We start from the raw sequence: 15,145 nt of genomic DNA, 5'->3' as shown, positions 1-15,145 counted from the left end.
TCCAGCAGGGCCCGGCCCAGCCTCGGGTGCAGGCCGAGCCGGGCGAGGCGCCGGCCGCGGTCCGTGACACGGCCCGTGCCCGGGTCCACCGCGCCCACCGCCGCCAGGACCTCCCGGGCGGCCGCCATCGCCCCGGCCGGCGGTGCGTCGAGCAGCGCCAGCCCGGACGCCGCGGGATCCCCCCAGCAGGCGGCCTGGAGCGCGAACGCCGTCAGGTCGGCCACCCTGATCTCCGGGGACGGGAAGCGGGCCAGCCGCCCGTCCTCCGCCTCCTCCCAGCAGCGGTACACGACACCCGGCGCCTCACGCCCGGCCCGCCCCGCACGCTGGGTGCCGGCCGCCCGCGACGCCCGGACGGTCGTCAGCGCGCTCAGTCCCCGCGCGTGATCCACCCGGGGCTCGCGCGCCAGGCCCGCGTCCACGACGACCCGCACCCCCGGCACCGTCAGCGAGGACTCCGCGACCGCCGTGGCCAGCACCACCCGGCGCCGCCCGCCCGGCGACAGCACCGCGTCCTGCACCTGCGCCGGCGCCCGCCCGTGCACCTGGAGCACCTCGACCGCGTCCGGGACCCCGAGTTGTCCCGCCACCCGCGCGATCTCGCCGACGCCGGGCAGGAAGCACAGCACGTCGCCGTCCCGCTCCCGCAGCGCCCGCCCCACCACCGAGGCCACGTGCGAGAGCAGCGCCGGATCGACCCGCATGCCGTGCGGCGGCCGCACCGGCCGGGCCGGTGGCGCCCACACCGTCTCCACGGGGAACGCGGTGCCCTCGGCCTCGACCACCGGCGCGTCCCCGAGCAGCCGCGACCAGCCCGCGGCGTCCGTGGTCGCCGAGGCCGCCACCAGCTCGAGGTCGGGCCGCAGCGTCTGTCGTACGTCCCACAGGAACGCCGCCGTCGTGTCCGCGTCCAGGTGACGCTCGTGCACCTCGTCGAGCAGGACCGCGTCGACCCCGCCGAGTTCCTGGTCCCGTTGCAGCCGTTGCAGCAGCACCCCGGTCGTCACGACCTCGACGACCGTGCGCGGGCCGACGGCCCGCTCGCCGCGCACCGTGAACCCGACGCGCTCGCCGACCCGTTCGCCGAGCAGCCACGCCATCCGCCGGGCCGCCGCGCGTGCGGCGATCCGGCGCGGCTCGGCGACCACGACGCGGCGCACCGGGCCGCCCTCGCCGGTCAGGCCGGCGAGGAACAGCGGCACCAGCGTGGTCTTGCCGGTCCCCGGCGGGGCGACGAGCACGGCGGTTGCGCCCGCGTCGAGCGCACCCCGCAGCCCGGGCAGCGCCGAACGGACCGGCAGGGACCGCAGCGCGGCGTCACGGATCACGCCGTCAGTCCCGCTCGCACACGAAGATGGCCGTACCCGGGATCAGGTTCCCGCGCAGCGGCGACCAGCCGCCCCACTCCTGCGTGTTCCACGCGGGCCACTCGGGCTCGACGAGGTCGACGAGCCGGAAGCCGCCGGCCACGACGTCCCGCACCCGGTCGCCGACCGTGCGGTGGTGCTCGACGTACACGGCGCCGCCCTCCTCGTCCTGCTCCACATAAGGGGTGCGGTCGAAGTACGACGCGGACACGCTCAGGCCCTCGGGGCCCGGCTCGTCCGGGAACGCCCAGCGGACGGGGTGGGTCACCGAGAAGACGAAGCGGCCGCCCGGCCGCAGCACCCGGCGCACCTCGCGCAGCACCCGCACCGGGTCGGCGACGAACGGCAGCGCGCCGTACGCGGAGCAGGCCAGGTCGAAGGAGCCGTCCAGGAAGGGCAGCGCCCCCGCGTCCGCCTCGACGAGCGGCACGGCGCCGCCGTCGATGCGCAGCGCGTGCTGGAGCTGGCGGTGCGAGAGGTCGAGCGCCACCGGGCGTGCGCCCTGCGCGGCCAGCCAGCGTGAGCACTGGGCGGCGCCCGCGCCGATCTCCAGGACGTCGCGGCCGGCCAGCTCCTCCGCCGGTCCGAGCAGCTCGGCCTCCACCTCGTCGAGGCCCTCGGGACCCCACACGAAGCGGTCGTCGCCGAGGAAGGTGCCGTGCTCGACCTGGTAGTCGTCCGCGTTCCGGTCCCACCAGCCCCGGTTGGCCCGGGAGCTCTCCGTGGTGCCGGCGTCGCGCCGGGTGGCCGTCGAGTCGTCGTCCACGGAGGACGCCGGTGCCGCCGGCAGGGACTCGTACGCTTGCATGGCTCCGGGCTCTTGGATGATGGGCTCCCTCGTCGTACTCTTCCGTCCAACCCGTCGCGGGAAAGGGGCGCCGAGCGTGCTCGCTGCGGCCCCCGTAGCCTCGTGCGACTGGATTTCTGCCGGGTATGCGGCGATCCGCCCCGGGTGTGCGCCTTCGCGCATTGACCCTGCCCGGCAGCCCCCGTATGCTACAAGTTGCGCTGCGGGCCTGCGCACCTCAGACATAGCAGGCTGTGCTCGCATCTGTTGCATGTCCCCTCGGTTGTCGAGGCGCCACCGGTTCCCTTCGGGAAGTCCGGATTCGGCGCCTCCCAGGCTGTCCGGCTTCTTCGGTGCGAAACAGGTCCCGGCGTAGCAGTACCCACCGACTTTCAATGTCCGCCGGAGCCCTTTCCCACATGACGAGCAGCACCGAGACCACCGCCACCACCCCGCAGGTTGCGGTCAACGACATCGGTAACGAGGAAGCTTTCCTCGCCGCCATCGACGAGACGATCAAGTACTTCAACGATGGCGACATCGTCGACGGCGTCATCGTCAAGGTTGACCGGGACGAGGTTCTCCTCGACATCGGTTACAAGACCGAAGGTGTCATCCCGAGCCGCGAGCTCTCGATCAAGCACGACGTCGACCCGAACGAGGTCGTGGCCGTCGGCGACGAGATCGAGGCCCTGGTTCTCCAGAAGGAGGACAAGGAAGGCCGCCTGATCCTCTCGAAGAAGCGCGCTCAGTACGAGCGTGCCTGGGGCACCATCGAGAAGATCAAGGAAGAGGACGGCATCGTCACCGGTACCGTCATCGAGGTCGTCAAGGGTGGTCTCATCCTCGACATCGGCCTCCGCGGCTTCCTCCCGGCCTCCCTGGTCGAGATGCGTCGCGTCCGCGACCTCCAGCCGTACGTGGGCAAGGAGCTCGAGGCCAAGATCATCGAGCTGGACAAGAACCGCAACAACGTGGTCCTGTCCCGCCGTGCCTGGCTCGAGCAGACCCAGTCCGAGGTCCGCCAGACGTTCCTCACGACCCTCCAGAAGGGTCAGGTCCGCTCCGGCGTCGTCTCCTCGATCGTCAACTTCGGTGCCTTCGTGGACCTGGGTGGCGTCGACGGTCTGGTCCACGTCTCCGAGCTCTCCTGGAAGCACATCGACCACCCGTCCGAGGTTGTCGAGGTCGGCCAGGAAGTCACCGTCGAGGTCCTCGACGTCGACATGGACCGCGAGCGTGTCTCCCTGTCGCTGAAGGCGACGCAGGAGGACCCGTGGCAGCAGTTCGCCCGTACCCACCAGATCGGCCAGGTCGTCCCGGGTAAGGTCACGAAGCTGGTTCCGTTCGGTGCGTTCGTCCGCGTGGACGAGGGCATCGAGGGTCTGGTCCACATCTCCGAGCTGGCCGAGCGCCACGTGGAGATCCCGGAGCAGGTCGTCCAGGTCAACGACGAGATCTTCGTCAAGGTCATCGACATCGACCTCGAGCGCCGCCGCATCAGCCTCTCGCTGAAGCAGGCCAACGAGGCCTTCGGCGCCGACCCGTCGGCCGTCGAGTTCGACCCGACCCTGTACGGCATGGCCGCGTCCTACGACGACCAGGGCAACTACATCTACCCCGAGGGCTTCGACCCCGAGACCAACGACTGGCTCGAGGGCTTCGAGACCCAGCGCGAGGCCTGGGAGACCCAGTACGCCGAGGCGCAGCAGCGCTTCGAGCAGCACCAGGCCCAGGTCATCAAGTCCCGCGAGGCCGACGCGCAGGCCGAGGCCGAGGGTGCCGTCGCCGGCGCCGGTGCGGCTCCGGCCGCGTCCGGTGGCGGTTCGTACTCCTCGGAGTCGGACGACAACTCGGGCGCGCTCGCTTCGGACGAGGCGCTCGCCGCGCTCCGCGAGAAGCTGGCGGGCGGCCAGAGCTGAAACGCTCTGCGCTAGCAGCTAATTGAGCAGTGGGCCCGCACCGCACGGTGCGGGCCCACTGCTCTTTCTCGTGCCGGAGCGCGAGGACGTGACGGGTCGGTGCGGGCGGCCCGGGCGGGAATGATCCAGGCGGCCGCGCTTGTTCTCCCATGAGACACGAGGAGGAGCGGTCACTGTGCTTGATCCGCAGGGTTTGTACACATGGGAGCCGAAGGGGCTCGCCGTGGTCGACATGGCGCTCGCCCAGGAGTCGGCCGGCCTGGTCATGCTCTACCACTTCGACGGCTACATCGACGCTGGCGAGACCGGCGACCAGATCGTCGAGCGGCTCCTCGACTCGCTGCCCCACCAGGTCGTCGCGCGCTTCGACCACGACCGCCTGATCGACTACCGGGCCCGCCGCCCCCTGCTCACCTTCCGGCGGGACCGCTGGACCGACTACGACGTGCCCTCGCTCGACGTGCGGCTCGTGCAGGACGCCACCGGCGCCCCGTTCCTGCTGCTGTCCGGCCCGGAACCGGACGTCGAGTGGGAGCGCTTCGCGGCCGCCGTCCAGCAGATCGTGGAGCGCCTCGGCGTCCGCCTCGCGGTGAACTTCCACGGCATCCCGATGGGCGTCCCGCACACCCGGCCGGTCGGCCTCACCCCGCACGGGAACCGCACGGAGCTGGTCCCCGGCCACCGCAGCCCGTTCGACGAGGCGCAGGTCCCGGGCAGCGCCGAGGCACTCGTCGAGCACCGCCTGACCGAGGCCGGCTTCGACACCCTGGGCGTTGCCGCCCACGTCCCGCACTACATCGCGCGCTCCGCGTACCCGGACGCCGCGCTCACGGTCCTTGAGGCGATCACCGGCGCGACCGGGCTCGTCCTGCCGGGCATCGCCCACGGTCTGCGCACCGCGGCGCACCGCACCCAGACGGAGATCGACCGCCAGGTGCAGGAGGGCGACGAGGAGCTCGTCTCGCTCGTCCAGGGCCTGGAGCACCAGTACGACGCGGCGGCCGGCGCCGAGTCGCGGGGGAACATGCTGGCCGAGCCCATGGACATCCCGTCCGCCGACGAGATCGGCCTCGAGTTCGAGCGCTTCCTCGCCGAGCGCGAGGGTGACGGCTGAGCCGTACCGCGATCCCCGCGACCTGATCGCCGCGTCCCGGGACGAGGCCCTAAGCTTCCGCTCATGGTGAAGGTGGGGCTGACCGGCGGCATCGGTGCCGGCAAGAGTGAGGTGTCCCGGCTCCTGGTGGAGCGCGGGGCCGTCCTGATCGACGCGGACCGCATCGCCCGGGAGGTCGTCGAGCCCGGCACACCGGGTCTGGCCGCGGTCGTCGAGGAGTTCGGCGACGAGGTGCTGGCCGCCGACGGCAGCCTGGACCGGCCGAAGCTCGGCGCGATCGTCTTCGCCGACGCGGACCGGCTGGCCGCGCTGAACAAGATCGTCCACCCGCTGGTGGGCGCGCGCTCCGCCGAGCTGGAGGCGGCCGCCGGAGCGGACGCCGTCGTCGTGCACGACGTCCCGCTCCTCACCGAGAACGGCCTCGCCCCCTTCTACGACCTGGTCGTCGTGGTCGACGCGAGCACCGCGACGCAACTGGACCGGCTGACCGGCCGGCGCGGGATGACCGAGGCCGACGCGCGCGCCCGGATGGCCGCCCAGGCCACCCGCGAGCAGCGCAGGGAGATCGCCGACCTCGTCATCGACAACGACGGTCCGCTCGAGCGACTGGTCGAGCAGGTCGACACGGTGTGGGCCGAGCTGGCGCGCCGCGCGCACGCCGCCGACGCGTGATCCTGCTCGCCGCGTGCATCGCGATGGGCGGTCTGGTGGCCCTCCTCGCGGGCGCGTACGGCCTGCAGCGCACCCGGCGGCTGCGGACCGCGGCCAACATCGCCGAGGCCCTCGTCAAGCCGCCGCAGCAGGGCTCCGAGCGACCCCTGCTGCAGTTCGAGACCGGCGACGGGCGGGTGATAGAGGTCGTGTCCCCGGTGCCGCCCAGCAAACGGCGTCCGCTGCCGCCCGGCGGGGTGATCAGCGTGGCGTACGACGTCGAGGACCCGCGCGAGACCGTGGTGCTCGGCGCCGAGCGGCCCGGCGTCGACCGGGGGTTCATGCTCGCGGGCGCGGCGCTGGTGCTCACCGGGATGGTGCTCGCGGTCGCGCTCAGCCGGCCCTGACGGAGACCGGCCGGCAGCACGCCCCGGTGGGCCCGTGGTGGGTCCCGGCGTGTCCCCGCACGGCCGCCTGGGCAGGAATAGCCCTTACCGTTCACGGTGTTGACGTGGTCGACACCAGGAGGGAGTTCACCGTGCCCGACACCACCCCCGAGACGCACGTCATCGACTACCGCGCCGCCGAGCAGCTGCTCGCCGCGCGTGACCCCCGGGGCGCCGTGAAGCTCCTGGACGACGTGATCGCGGCCCACCCGGAGAACACGGCGGCCCGGCTGCTCAGGGCCCGCGCCTTCTTCGCCGCGGCCCAACTGCGCGCCGCGGAGCTGGAGTTCTCCATCGTCCTGGAGCGCGAGCCGGACAACGCGTTCGCGCACTTCGCGCTGGCCAGGACCTACGAGCGGTGGTCGCGACCGCAGCAGGCCCGCCGGCACTTCCGGCTGGCGGCGGCGCTCGACCCGCAGCCGGAGTACGTCGCGGCCGCGCGGTTCGACGACTGAGCCGGCCGCCCGTGCGGCGGGCCGCCCGTCACGGAGCGCGCCGGTAGGGCGGCACGTCGCGGCCGGGCTGGTAGTGCGGCCCCTGCCGGATGTGCCGCACGATCAGGTACAGATCGACGGTCGTGACGAGCCACAGGACGCCGCAGGCCAGCGCCCACCACGGACGGTGCGCGAGCAGGAACGCGACGGTGCCGAAGACCGTCCACGCCAGGCCGAACAGCGCGAGCCCGAGCCGCATGCGCAGCGGACTGCGGGCGGTGACCGGTTCGTCACCGGTGCGCACCAGGTGGGCCGGATGCATGACCATCACCCCCTCGGTGGGGAACGGCCCCGCGGGGTCCCGGCGGGAACCCCGGCATACAGGGGTACCTCTTCCATAGTGCCTCGCCGGGGAGCGGAGCGGTGGGACGGGACGAGGGACGAGGGACGAGGGAGGACAGGGTGCCGGAACCGCTGGACGCGGCGGAACTGCTGGACGCGCTGAAGGGGGACGCGACCTGCGCCGCGTGGCTCACGGCGCTCGACGACCCGGAGATCCCGCGGCTCGACGCCGCACTGCCGGGCCCGCACGACCTCGCGGACGTGCTGCTCGACCTGGCCGTGCCGCACGAGGACATCGCGGAGCTGCTGGCGCTGCACGGCCGGCTGATCCGCTCGCCCGAGCTGCTCGACCTGCTGGCGAGGGCCGTCTCCGGGCTGCTGTGGCGGGCGGGGGAGCCGGGGCGGGGAACGGGGCTGCCGGAGTTCCCGGCGTCCGCCGGTGAGCTGAGCCGCCGCTTCTGCGTGTTCGTGTTCGTCGCCGCGCTGCCGCACACCCGGGCCGCGCACCGGGCCCGCGGCATCCCGGAGACCGTCTCCCGGCACACGCTCGCCGACCTCGGCCGCAATCTGGCCGTGCACCGCCGCCGCTTCGGCACGACGGGACTGTTCGTACCGTGGTGGCCGACCCGGCACTTCCGCGGCGAGCTCTATCAGCTGGGCCGCCTGCAGTTCGAGCGGGCCCGGCTCGGCCGGCGCACGGGCGAGGCCGTCGCCGCGGAGGGCCTGCCGTACGGGCCGGGGGACCCGTGCCTGAGCGTGCACATCCCGGACTTCCGCGGCCCGTTGTCGCCGGAGGCCTGCGACGACTCGTTCGCGCGGGCCCGGGCCTTCTTCGCGCGCCACTACGCGGGTCCGGAGGAGGCGCCGGTCGTGGCCGTGTGCCATTCCTGGCTGCTGGACCGGCAGTTGAAGGACTGTCTGCCGGCCGGCTCCAACATCGTCCGCTTCCAGGAGCGCTTCCGCGTCGCCCACGTGTCGCACGAGCCGGAGGACGACGTGCCGGTGGCCTTCGTGTTCGGCGGTACACAGACCCCGCGCGACCGACTGCCGCGCCGCACGAGCCTCCAGCGTGCCGTGCTCGGCCACCTCGATGCGGGCGGCCACTGGTACACGGGCCACGGCTGGCTGCCCTGGCCGCCGTGACCCGGACGGGAACGGCCCGGCCGGGCGGCTCGTTCCCCGGGCATGGACCTGGAGATGCGCGAGGGATACGAGGCGACGGGACCGGGCGCGTTCACGCCGGACGGCTGCGCGGTGGAGCTCTACGGACGGCTGCCGGTGGAGGACGAGCCCGACGTGATCGCGGGAGCCGTGCCCGCGGGCGGCACCCTTCTGGAGCTGGGCTGCGGTGTGGGCCGTGTGACGCACCCGCTGGCCGAGCGGGGCTTCCGGGTCACGGCGGTGGACGAGTCACCGCAGATGCTGGAGCGGGTCCGGGGCGCGCGCACGGTCCGCTCCACCATCGAGGGGCTCGACCTGGGAGAGACGTTCGACGGGGTCGTGCTGGCCTCGATCCTGGTGCACACCGGTGACCCCGTGGTCCGCCGCGGCATGCTCGACACGTGCCGCCGCCACGTCGCGGACGGCGGCTGCGTGCTGATCCAGCGCGAGCGCGAGGGCGCGCACGAGAACCTGCCGCGCGAGCTGGTGCACGAGGGCGGCTTCACGATCCGCAAGCTGTCCTCGGAGCCGGTGGGCGACGGCGTCCGCGCGGTCACGGTGGAGTACGTGTTCCCCGACGCGGTCTGGACGCAGACGTACCGCTGCCGGCCGCTGACCGGGCCGGAGTTCGACCGGGAGCTGGCGGCGGCCGGGCTGGCGGTCGACCGGCTGCTGACCCCGGACGGGTCGTGGGTGCGGGCGGCCCCGGTGTGAGCGCGCGGCGGGGCGGGAGACGGGCGCCGGGCGGGCGATGAGTTCCGCCGGGCGGCCGGGTCTGTCCTGTGTACCGCACCACAGGCCCGCCCCCGAGGAGTCACCGTGTCGAACCCCGCAGCCGCCCCGGTCTCGTCCACCGCCCCCGCCTCGTCCACCGCCTCTGCTTCGTCCACCGCCCCTGCTCTGTCCAGCGCGCCCGCCCGTTCCCGCGCCGCCCGGATCGCCCTGCGCACGGTCACGGTGCTGCTCGCCCTCTTCTTCGCCTTCGCGAGCGCGCTGCCGAAGCTGATCGGGCACTCCTCGGCGGTCGAGTCCTTCGACACGATCGGCTGGGGCGCCCCCGGCATGTACGCGATCGGTGCGCTCGAACTGGCCGGGGCCGTCGGCCTGTTGATCCCGGTCCTTGCGGGTGTCACCCCGATCGCGTTGAGCGCGCTGATGGCCGGCGCGTTCGTCACCCAGCTCACCGTCTTCGACGGGGAGAACGCGGCGACGCCGCTGATCCTCATGGTGCCGCTGCTCGTGCTGGCCCGCGTCCGGCGCGGGCACAACCGCGCGTGGGTGGCCGCCCTGCGGCGCAGGACCTGACCCGGCGGGGGCGGCGGCCCGGCTCAGCTCGGGTCGTCCCCCGCCTCCGGACCCTGCCCGAAGATCCCGCGCAGCCGCTCCAGCTCCCGCCGGTCCCGCTTGGTGGGCCGGCCCGTGCCGCGGTCGCGGACGCCGACCGGCGCGACGACCGTACGCGGCGGAGGCGGCGGGGAGTTGTCCTCGTAGGCCTCGACGGCGACCGGGGCGCCGACGCGCTTGCGGATCAGCCGCTTGACGATCACCAGCCGCTCGCGGTCGCCCGGCCGGCGCACCCGCACCTCGTCGCCGACGCGGAGGGCGTGGGCGGGCTTCACGCTCGTCCCGTTGACCTTCACATGGCCGCCCCTGCAGGCGGCCGCTCCCGCCGCGCGCGTCTTGACCAGGCGGACGGCCCAGATCCAGCTGTCGACGCGCACGCTCGCGCCGCCGCCCGGGGCGGCGGGCGTCCCTGAAGTCCCCGCACTCTGCGCTGCTGCCATGCCCCGACGATAGAGCCTCGGGGCGCGCCGGAGCCTCCCGCTGTCGGCGAGCCCCGGCCGGTAGCCGCACCCCTCCACGGATAATCCGCCCAAAGCAGATGAAACCGACAGTGAGGGGTGCGTACGTCATGGCCGCCATGGACCCGGGCAACGAGCGCGATCTGCAGACCGAGGTCGACGGGCTGATGGACGGACTGCGGTCCGACCTCGAGCGGCTCGCCGCCATCCCGTCGATCTCCTTCCCCGGCTTCCCCGCGGGACCGGTGCTGGAGGCCCACGACCTGCTCGTCGAGCTGCTGCACGACGCGGGCGTCGCGCACGTCGAGCGCATCGACCTGCCCGACACCGCCCCCGTGATCTTCGCCGAGATCCCGCCGCCGCACCCCGACGCGCCGACCGTCCTGCTCTACTCCCACTACGACGTCCAGCCGCCCGGCGACGAGAGCCTGTGGCAGTCGCCGCCGTTCGAGCCGACCCCGGTCGAGGGCGGCCTGCGGGCCCGCGGGATCGCCGACGACAAGTCGAACGTCATCGCCCACCTCGGCATGCTCCGCGCGTTCGGCGGCCGCCCGCCCGTCGGCGTCAAGATCGTCTTCGAGGGGCAGGAGGAGTACGGCAGCCCCTTCGACGCCTACCCGCCCACCGACCCCGAGCGGTTCGCGTGCGACGCCATGGTCATCGCCGACCTCGGCAACCTGCGGCCCGGCACCCCCACCCTCACCACCGGACTGCGCGGCGCCGCCGAGGTGGTCGTCGAGGCCCGCACCCTCCAGGAGCCGCGGCACAGCGGCGAGTTCGGCGGCGCCGCCCCCGACGCCCTGCTCGTCCTGCTCAAGGCCCTCGCCACCCTCCACGACGTGCACGGGGACGTCGCCGTCGAGGGGCTGCGCCGCGAGGAGTGGGAGGGCGCCGGCTACACCGAGGACGAGTTCCGCAAACTCGCCGGGGTCGTCGGCGGACTGCCGCTGCTCGGCAGCGGCACCCTCGGTGAACGCCTCTGGAGCGGCCCGGCGATCACCGTCATCGGCCTCGACGCACCGACCGTCGCGCACGCCGCGTCCGCCGTCGTCCCGTACGCCCGCGCCAAGCTCAACCTCCGCTTCCACCCGCGCCAGGACCCGCACGAGGCGCAGGACCGGCTCGTGCGCCACCTGCTGGCGCTCAAGCCATTCGGCGTCCCGCTCACCGTCACCCCCGGCGACACCGGGCCCGGCTACGAGGCGGCGACCGGCGGCCCCGCCTACCGTGCCGCCCGCACCGCCCTCAGGGAGGCCTGGGGCACCGACGCCTCGTACATCGCGACCGGCGGCTCCATCCCCCTGGTCAACGGGCTCGCCCAGGCCGCGCCCGGAGCCGAGGTGCTGCTCTTCGGCGCCCAGGACAACCTGTGCAACCTGCACGCCCCGAACGAACGCGTCCTGTTCTCCGAACTGCGCGCCACCGTCCTCGCGATGTGCGCCTTCGTGCGCGAGTACGCCGCCGGATTCCGGCAGGGGGCCGCGTCATGAGCACCCCCGTCGACACGCGGGCCCCCGAACAGCCGCCCGCGAAGAAGAAGTTCACCTTCCCCAGCGCCCTCACCGTCCTCGCCGTCGTCACCGTCGCCGTCTGGATCCTCGCCTTCCTCATCCCCTCCGGCCAGTACCGGCGCAACGCCGACGGCGCCCCCGTCGAGGGCACCTACCACCGCGTCGGCTCGGGCCAGTCCTTCGTCGACCGTCTCAACGACCTCTTCCTCGCCCCCGTCAACGGCCTCTACGGCATCCAGGACCCCAAGACCTCCCTCGTCTCGCCCGACAACTCCGGTGACCTGTACGGCAGCGCGGGCGTCTTCCTCTTCGTCCTCGCCATCGGCGCGTTCATCACCGTCGTCTTCGCCACCGGCGCCCTGGACCGCGGCATCGGCCGGCTCGCCCACCGGCTGCGCGACCGCGGCGCCCTGCTCATCGCCGGCGTCATGGTCGTCTTCTCGGTGCTCGGCACCGTCGAGGGCTTCGCCGAGGAGACCCTCGGGTTCTACGGACTGATCGTGCCGCTCATGCTCGCGCTCGGCTTCGACCGGATGACCGCCGTCGGCGCGATCATCCTCGGCGCGGGCGTCGGCGTGCTCTGCTCGACCGTCAACCCGTTCGCGACCGGCGTCGCCTCGTCCGCCGCGGACATCTCGCTCGGCGACGGCATCGCGCTGCGCTTCGTCATGTGGTGCGTCCTGACCGGCGTCACCGTCGCCTACGTCATCCGGTACGCCCAGCGCGTCCGGAAGAACCCCGACCGCTCCCTGTCCGGGTTCCTGCCCGGCGACCGGGACCGCGACAAGGCCGCCGCCGACGCCGAGGAGGTGCCCGAGCTGACCCGGCTGCACCAGGCGGTGCTCGTCGTCACCGGCCTCGTCTTCGCGTTCATGATCTTCTCGGTGGTGCCGTGGGCGAGTGCCCTGACCGGGGACGCCGACGCCACCCCGTACGGCTTCGAACTGGACTGGTCCTTCCCGCAGCTCGCCGCCCTGTTCCTGTGCGCGGCTGTGCTCGTCGGGCTCGTCGCACGGCTGGGGGAGCAGAAGCTCAGCTCGACGATCATCCAGGGCGCCGCCGACTTCGTGTCGCCCGCGCTCGTGATCCTGCTGGCCCGCGGGGTCACCGTCATCATGAACAACTCGAAGATCACCGACACCGTGCTGCACGCGATCGAGGGCGTCGTGAAGGGCACCTCGTCCGGCATCTTCGCGATCATCGTCTTCGTCGTGAACCTGCCGCTCGCCTTCCTCATCCCCTCCACCTCCGGGCACGCCACGCTCGCCATGCCGATCCTCGCCCCGCTCGCCGACTTCGCGGGCGTCTCGCGCGCCGTCGTCGTCACGGCCTGGCAGGCCGCCAGCGGCTGGATGAACCTGTGGGTGCCGACCACCGCCGTCACCATCGGCGGCGTCGCTCTCGCCAAGGTCGGCTACAACAAGTACCTGCGGTTCGTGTGGCCGCTGCTCGCGCTCCTGTTCCTGCTGATCTGCGGATTCGTCGCACTCGGCGCCGCCTTCACCTAGACGTGTCCGCAGGGGTCCAGGCCGCGTCCGACGGCCTACGGTGAAGAGATGGAAGACGGTCCCGGTGGTCTCGGTGAGCTCGACGAGCGGATCACGCACTGCCGGGCCTGCCCCCGCCTCGTCGCCTGGCGCGAGAGCCGGCAGGGGGAGCACGCCCGGCCCGTCCGGGCCGCCTTCGCCCGCGAGACCTACTGGGCCCGGCCCGTGCCCGGCTTCGGCCCGCCCGACGCCTCCCTGCTGATCGTCGGCCTCGCCCCGGCCGCGCACGGCGGCAACCGCACCGGCCGCATGTTCACCGGCGACCGCGCGGGCGACGTCCTGTTCCGCGCGCTGTACGACCTGGGGCTCGCCTCGCAGCCCGACGCGGTCGCCGCCGACGACGGCATGACCCTGCGCGGGGTGCGGCTCACCTCGCCCGTGCACTGCGCCCCGCCCGCCAACAAGCCGACCCCGGGCGAGCGCGACACCTGCCGCCCCTGGCTCGTCACCGAGCTCGAACTGCTGCGGCCCACCCTGCGCGCCGTCGTCGTGCTCGGCGGCTTCGGCTGGCAGGCCACCCTGCCCGCGCTCACCGCCGCGGGCCTGCACGTGCCGCGCCCCCGGCCCGTCTTCGCGCACGGCGCCCGGGTCGCCCTCGACGGCGGCCCCGTGCTCCACGGCTGCTACCACGTCAGCCAGCGCAACACCTTCACCGGCCGGCTCACCCCCGCCATGCTCCGCACCGTGCTGCGCGCCGCCGCCCAGGATGCGGGCCTGCCCGTACACCCGGACGGAGCAGCAGATCAGGAGGGCACGGCATCCGATTCCTAGCGTGAAAGGGTGACGACACCTTCCGCGCCCACGGCGCCCCCGACGCCCCCGACGAAGGGGCCGTCCGCGCACGCGCCGTCCGCGGCCGGCTACCGCAATCTCATCGTGGCCACGGTGGGCTTCGCGCTCACCTTCTGGGCCTGGAACCTGATCGCCCCGCTCGCCGGCGTCTTCGGCGCGGACCTGAAGCTCAGCTCGTTCGCCCAGTCCTTCCTCGTCGCGGTGCCCGTCCTGGTGGGCTCGCTCGGCCGCATCCCGGTCGGCGCCCTCACCGACCGGTACGGTGCCAAGCTGCTCTTCCCGCTGATCTCCGCGCTCACCATCGTTCCGGTGCTGCTGGTGATCCCGGCCCGGCACAGCTTCGGCGCGATGCTCGCCGTGGGCTTCCTGCTCGGACTCGGTGGCACCACCTTCGCCATCGGCATCCCGCTGGTGAACTCGTGGTTCCCGCCCGCGCACCGGGGCCTCGCGCTCGGCATCTTCGGCATGGGCATGGGCGGCGTCGCGCTGTCCGGCTACTTCACCCCGCGCATCGCCAAGCACGGCGAGAACCTGCCGTTCATCATCGTGGCCGTCGCCCTCGCCGTGTACGCGGTCCTGGCCGCCGTGCTGATCACCGACCACCCGGACCGGCCGATCCCCTCGACGTCGCTCGGCAAACGGCTCGGCTCGGCCGGCCGGCTGCGCGTCACCTGGGAACTGTCGGCGCTCTACGCGATCGGCTTCGGCGGCATCGTCGCCTTCGGCGTGTACCTGCCCACCTACCTGAAGACCTGGTACGAGCTGAGCCCCACCGAGGCCGGTACCAAGGCCGCCGGGTTCGCGCTCGTCACGGTCGTCTTCCGGCCGATCGGCGGCTGGCTCTCGGACCGGGTGCACCCGGCCGTCGTCACCTCGTGCGCGCTGGCCGTCGTCGCCCTCTTCGCCATCCTCCAGGCCTTCGACCCGTCCCTGAACCCCATGGGCACCGTCTGCTTCATGTTCATGGCGGCGGGTCTCGGCACCGCGAGCGGCAGCGTGTTCGCGCTCGTCTCCCAGGTCACCCCGCAGCCCCAGGTCGGCTCGGTCACCGGCATCGTCGGCGCGATGGGCGGCCTCGGCGGATTCGTCCCGCCGCTGGTCATGGGAGCCATCTACAGCGCCAAGGACTCGTACAGCATCGGCTTCATGCTGCTGTCCGACCTGGCCCTGGCCGGCTGCGTGTACGCGTACGGCCGCATGCGGAACGTCTCGCCCGACACCTCCACCGCCTAGGGCGTGTCCGGCGGATCATGTCGCGGGCGCGGGGTC

General features: G+C 73.3%; 16 protein-coding genes. 12 read left to right on the top strand and 4 right to left on the bottom strand.

Translation table 11 applies throughout. From position 1 onward, the window contains the following. Both GTW43_RS33870 and GTW43_RS33865 read right to left on the bottom strand, forming a co-directional pair. The coding region (locus GTW43_RS33870) for a helicase-related protein (RefSeq protein ID WP_343246198.1) at positions 1-1,328 on the bottom strand (1,328 nt) is incomplete at its 3' end. 4 nt (positions 1,329-1,332) lie between these two features. After that, positions 1,333-2,175, bottom strand: a complete 843-nt coding sequence (locus GTW43_RS33865; protein ID WP_161305798.1) for a class I SAM-dependent methyltransferase — start codon at positions 2,173-2,175, stop codon at positions 1,333-1,335. Positions 2,176-2,573: 398 nt separating this feature from the next. Between GTW43_RS33865 and rpsA the strand changes: the two genes are divergently transcribed. From rpsA to GTW43_RS33840, 5 genes are all read left to right on the top strand, one after another. Continuing rightward, the gene (gene rpsA / locus GTW43_RS33860; protein WP_161305797.1) at positions 2,574-4,076 is read left to right on the top strand and encodes a 30S ribosomal protein S1; all 1,503 of its coding nucleotides are present in this window, start codon (positions 2,574-2,576) and stop codon (positions 4,074-4,076) included. Between the two features lie 175 nt (positions 4,077-4,251). Then, positions 4,252-5,190 (top strand): PAC2 family protein, encoded by a 939-nt coding sequence (locus GTW43_RS33855; RefSeq protein WP_161305796.1) that lies wholly within the window; start codon positions 4,252-4,254, stop codon positions 5,188-5,190. 63 nt (positions 5,191-5,253) lie between these two features. Beyond that, entirely contained in the window at positions 5,254-5,862 is a 609-nt protein-coding gene (gene coaE, locus GTW43_RS33850; RefSeq protein WP_161305795.1) for a dephospho-CoA kinase, read from the top strand. Then, a complete protein-coding gene (locus GTW43_RS33845; RefSeq protein WP_343246197.1) occupies positions 5,859-6,248 on the top strand; it encodes a DUF3592 domain-containing protein in 390 nt (129 codons plus the stop codon). Before coaE ends, GTW43_RS33845 begins: the two co-directional genes overlap by 4 nt. A 131-nt stretch (positions 6,249-6,379) precedes the next feature. After that, on the top strand, positions 6,380-6,742 hold the full coding sequence (locus GTW43_RS33840) for a tetratricopeptide repeat protein (protein ID WP_161305801.1): 363 nt from the start codon (positions 6,380-6,382) through the stop codon (positions 6,740-6,742). Positions 6,743-6,770: 28 nt separating this feature from the next. Here the strand turns inward: GTW43_RS33840 and GTW43_RS33835 are convergent, their stop codons facing one another. Then, positions 6,771-7,049, bottom strand: a complete 279-nt coding sequence (locus GTW43_RS33835; protein WP_161305794.1) for a DUF6343 family protein — start codon at positions 7,047-7,049, stop codon at positions 6,771-6,773. A gap of 134 nt (positions 7,050-7,183) precedes the next feature. Here GTW43_RS33835 and GTW43_RS33830 point away from each other — a divergent pair, with 134 nt between their 5' ends. From GTW43_RS33830 to GTW43_RS33820, 3 genes are all read left to right on the top strand, one after another. Further along, complete coding sequence (locus GTW43_RS33830; RefSeq protein WP_343246196.1) at positions 7,184-8,206, top strand: acyltransferase domain-containing protein; 1,023 nt, start codon at positions 7,184-7,186, stop codon at positions 8,204-8,206. 54 nt (positions 8,207-8,260) lie between these two features. After that, on the top strand, positions 8,261-8,938 hold the full coding sequence (locus GTW43_RS33825; RefSeq protein ID WP_237536958.1) for a class I SAM-dependent methyltransferase: 678 nt from the start codon (positions 8,261-8,263) through the stop codon (positions 8,936-8,938). A gap of 105 nt (positions 8,939-9,043) precedes the next feature. After that, the gene (locus GTW43_RS33820; protein WP_161305792.1) at positions 9,044-9,529 is read left to right on the top strand and encodes a DoxX family protein; all 486 of its coding nucleotides are present in this window, start codon (positions 9,044-9,046) and stop codon (positions 9,527-9,529) included. Between the two features lie 23 nt (positions 9,530-9,552). Here the strand turns inward: GTW43_RS33820 and GTW43_RS33815 are convergent, their stop codons facing one another. Continuing rightward, entirely contained in the window at positions 9,553-10,008 is a 456-nt protein-coding gene (locus tag GTW43_RS33815; RefSeq protein ID WP_237536957.1) for a S4 domain-containing protein, read from the bottom strand. 137 nt (positions 10,009-10,145) lie between these two features. Between GTW43_RS33815 and GTW43_RS33810 the strand changes: the two genes are divergently transcribed. The 4 genes from GTW43_RS33810 to GTW43_RS33795 are packed head-to-tail and all read left to right on the top strand — an operon-like array spanning position 10,146 to position 15,109. Further along, positions 10,146-11,516, top strand: coding sequence for a M20/M25/M40 family metallo-hydrolase (locus GTW43_RS33810; RefSeq protein ID WP_161305799.1), 1,371 nt, complete (start codon positions 10,146-10,148; stop codon positions 11,514-11,516). Next, a complete protein-coding gene (locus GTW43_RS33805; protein WP_161305791.1) occupies positions 11,513-13,045 on the top strand; it encodes a YfcC family protein in 1,533 nt (510 codons plus the stop codon). The genes GTW43_RS33810 and GTW43_RS33805 overlap by 4 nt, the downstream gene beginning before the upstream one ends. A gap of 48 nt (positions 13,046-13,093) precedes the next feature. Then, on the top strand, positions 13,094-13,855 hold the full coding sequence (locus GTW43_RS33800) for a uracil-DNA glycosylase (protein ID WP_161305790.1): 762 nt from the start codon (positions 13,094-13,096) through the stop codon (positions 13,853-13,855). A gap of 9 nt (positions 13,856-13,864) precedes the next feature. Continuing rightward, positions 13,865-15,109 (top strand): MFS transporter, encoded by a 1,245-nt coding sequence (locus GTW43_RS33795; protein ID WP_161305789.1) that lies wholly within the window; start codon positions 13,865-13,867, stop codon positions 15,107-15,109. The last annotated feature ends 36 nt before the right edge of the window (positions 15,110-15,145 follow it).

The sequence above is a fragment of the Streptomyces sp. SID5785 genome (genome assembly GCF_009870065.1).
Lineage (GTDB): Bacteria > Actinomycetota > Actinomycetes > Streptomycetales > Streptomycetaceae > Streptomyces.
The sequence above is the reverse complement of the archived record's forward strand: the minus strand, read 5'-3'. Positions and strand labels throughout refer to the sequence as shown.

Coding starts and splice junctions, on each gene's coding strand:
- GTW43_RS33825 (WP_237536958.1), top strand. CDS start 8,261: ATGCGCGAGGGATACGAGGCGACGGGACCGGGCGCGTTCACGCCGGAC.
- GTW43_RS33865 (WP_161305798.1), bottom strand. CDS start 2,175: ATGCAAGCGTACGAGTCCCTGCCGGCGGCACCGGCGTCCTCCGTGGAC.
- GTW43_RS33800 (WP_161305790.1), top strand. CDS start 13,094: ATGGAAGACGGTCCCGGTGGTCTCGGTGAGCTCGACGAGCGGATCACG.
- coaE (WP_161305795.1), top strand. CDS start 5,254: ATGGTGAAGGTGGGGCTGACCGGCGGCATCGGTGCCGGCAAGAGTGAG.
- rpsA (WP_161305797.1), top strand. CDS start 2,574: ATGACGAGCAGCACCGAGACCACCGCCACCACCCCGCAGGTTGCGGTC.
- GTW43_RS33835 (WP_161305794.1), bottom strand. CDS start 7,049: ATGGTCATGCATCCGGCCCACCTGGTGCGCACCGGTGACGAACCGGTC.
- GTW43_RS33815 (WP_237536957.1), bottom strand. CDS start 10,008: ATGGCAGCAGCGCAGAGTGCGGGGACTTCAGGGACGCCCGCCGCCCCG.
- GTW43_RS33810 (WP_161305799.1), top strand. CDS start 10,146: ATGGACCCGGGCAACGAGCGCGATCTGCAGACCGAGGTCGACGGGCTG.
- GTW43_RS33805 (WP_161305791.1), top strand. CDS start 11,513: ATGAGCACCCCCGTCGACACGCGGGCCCCCGAACAGCCGCCCGCGAAG.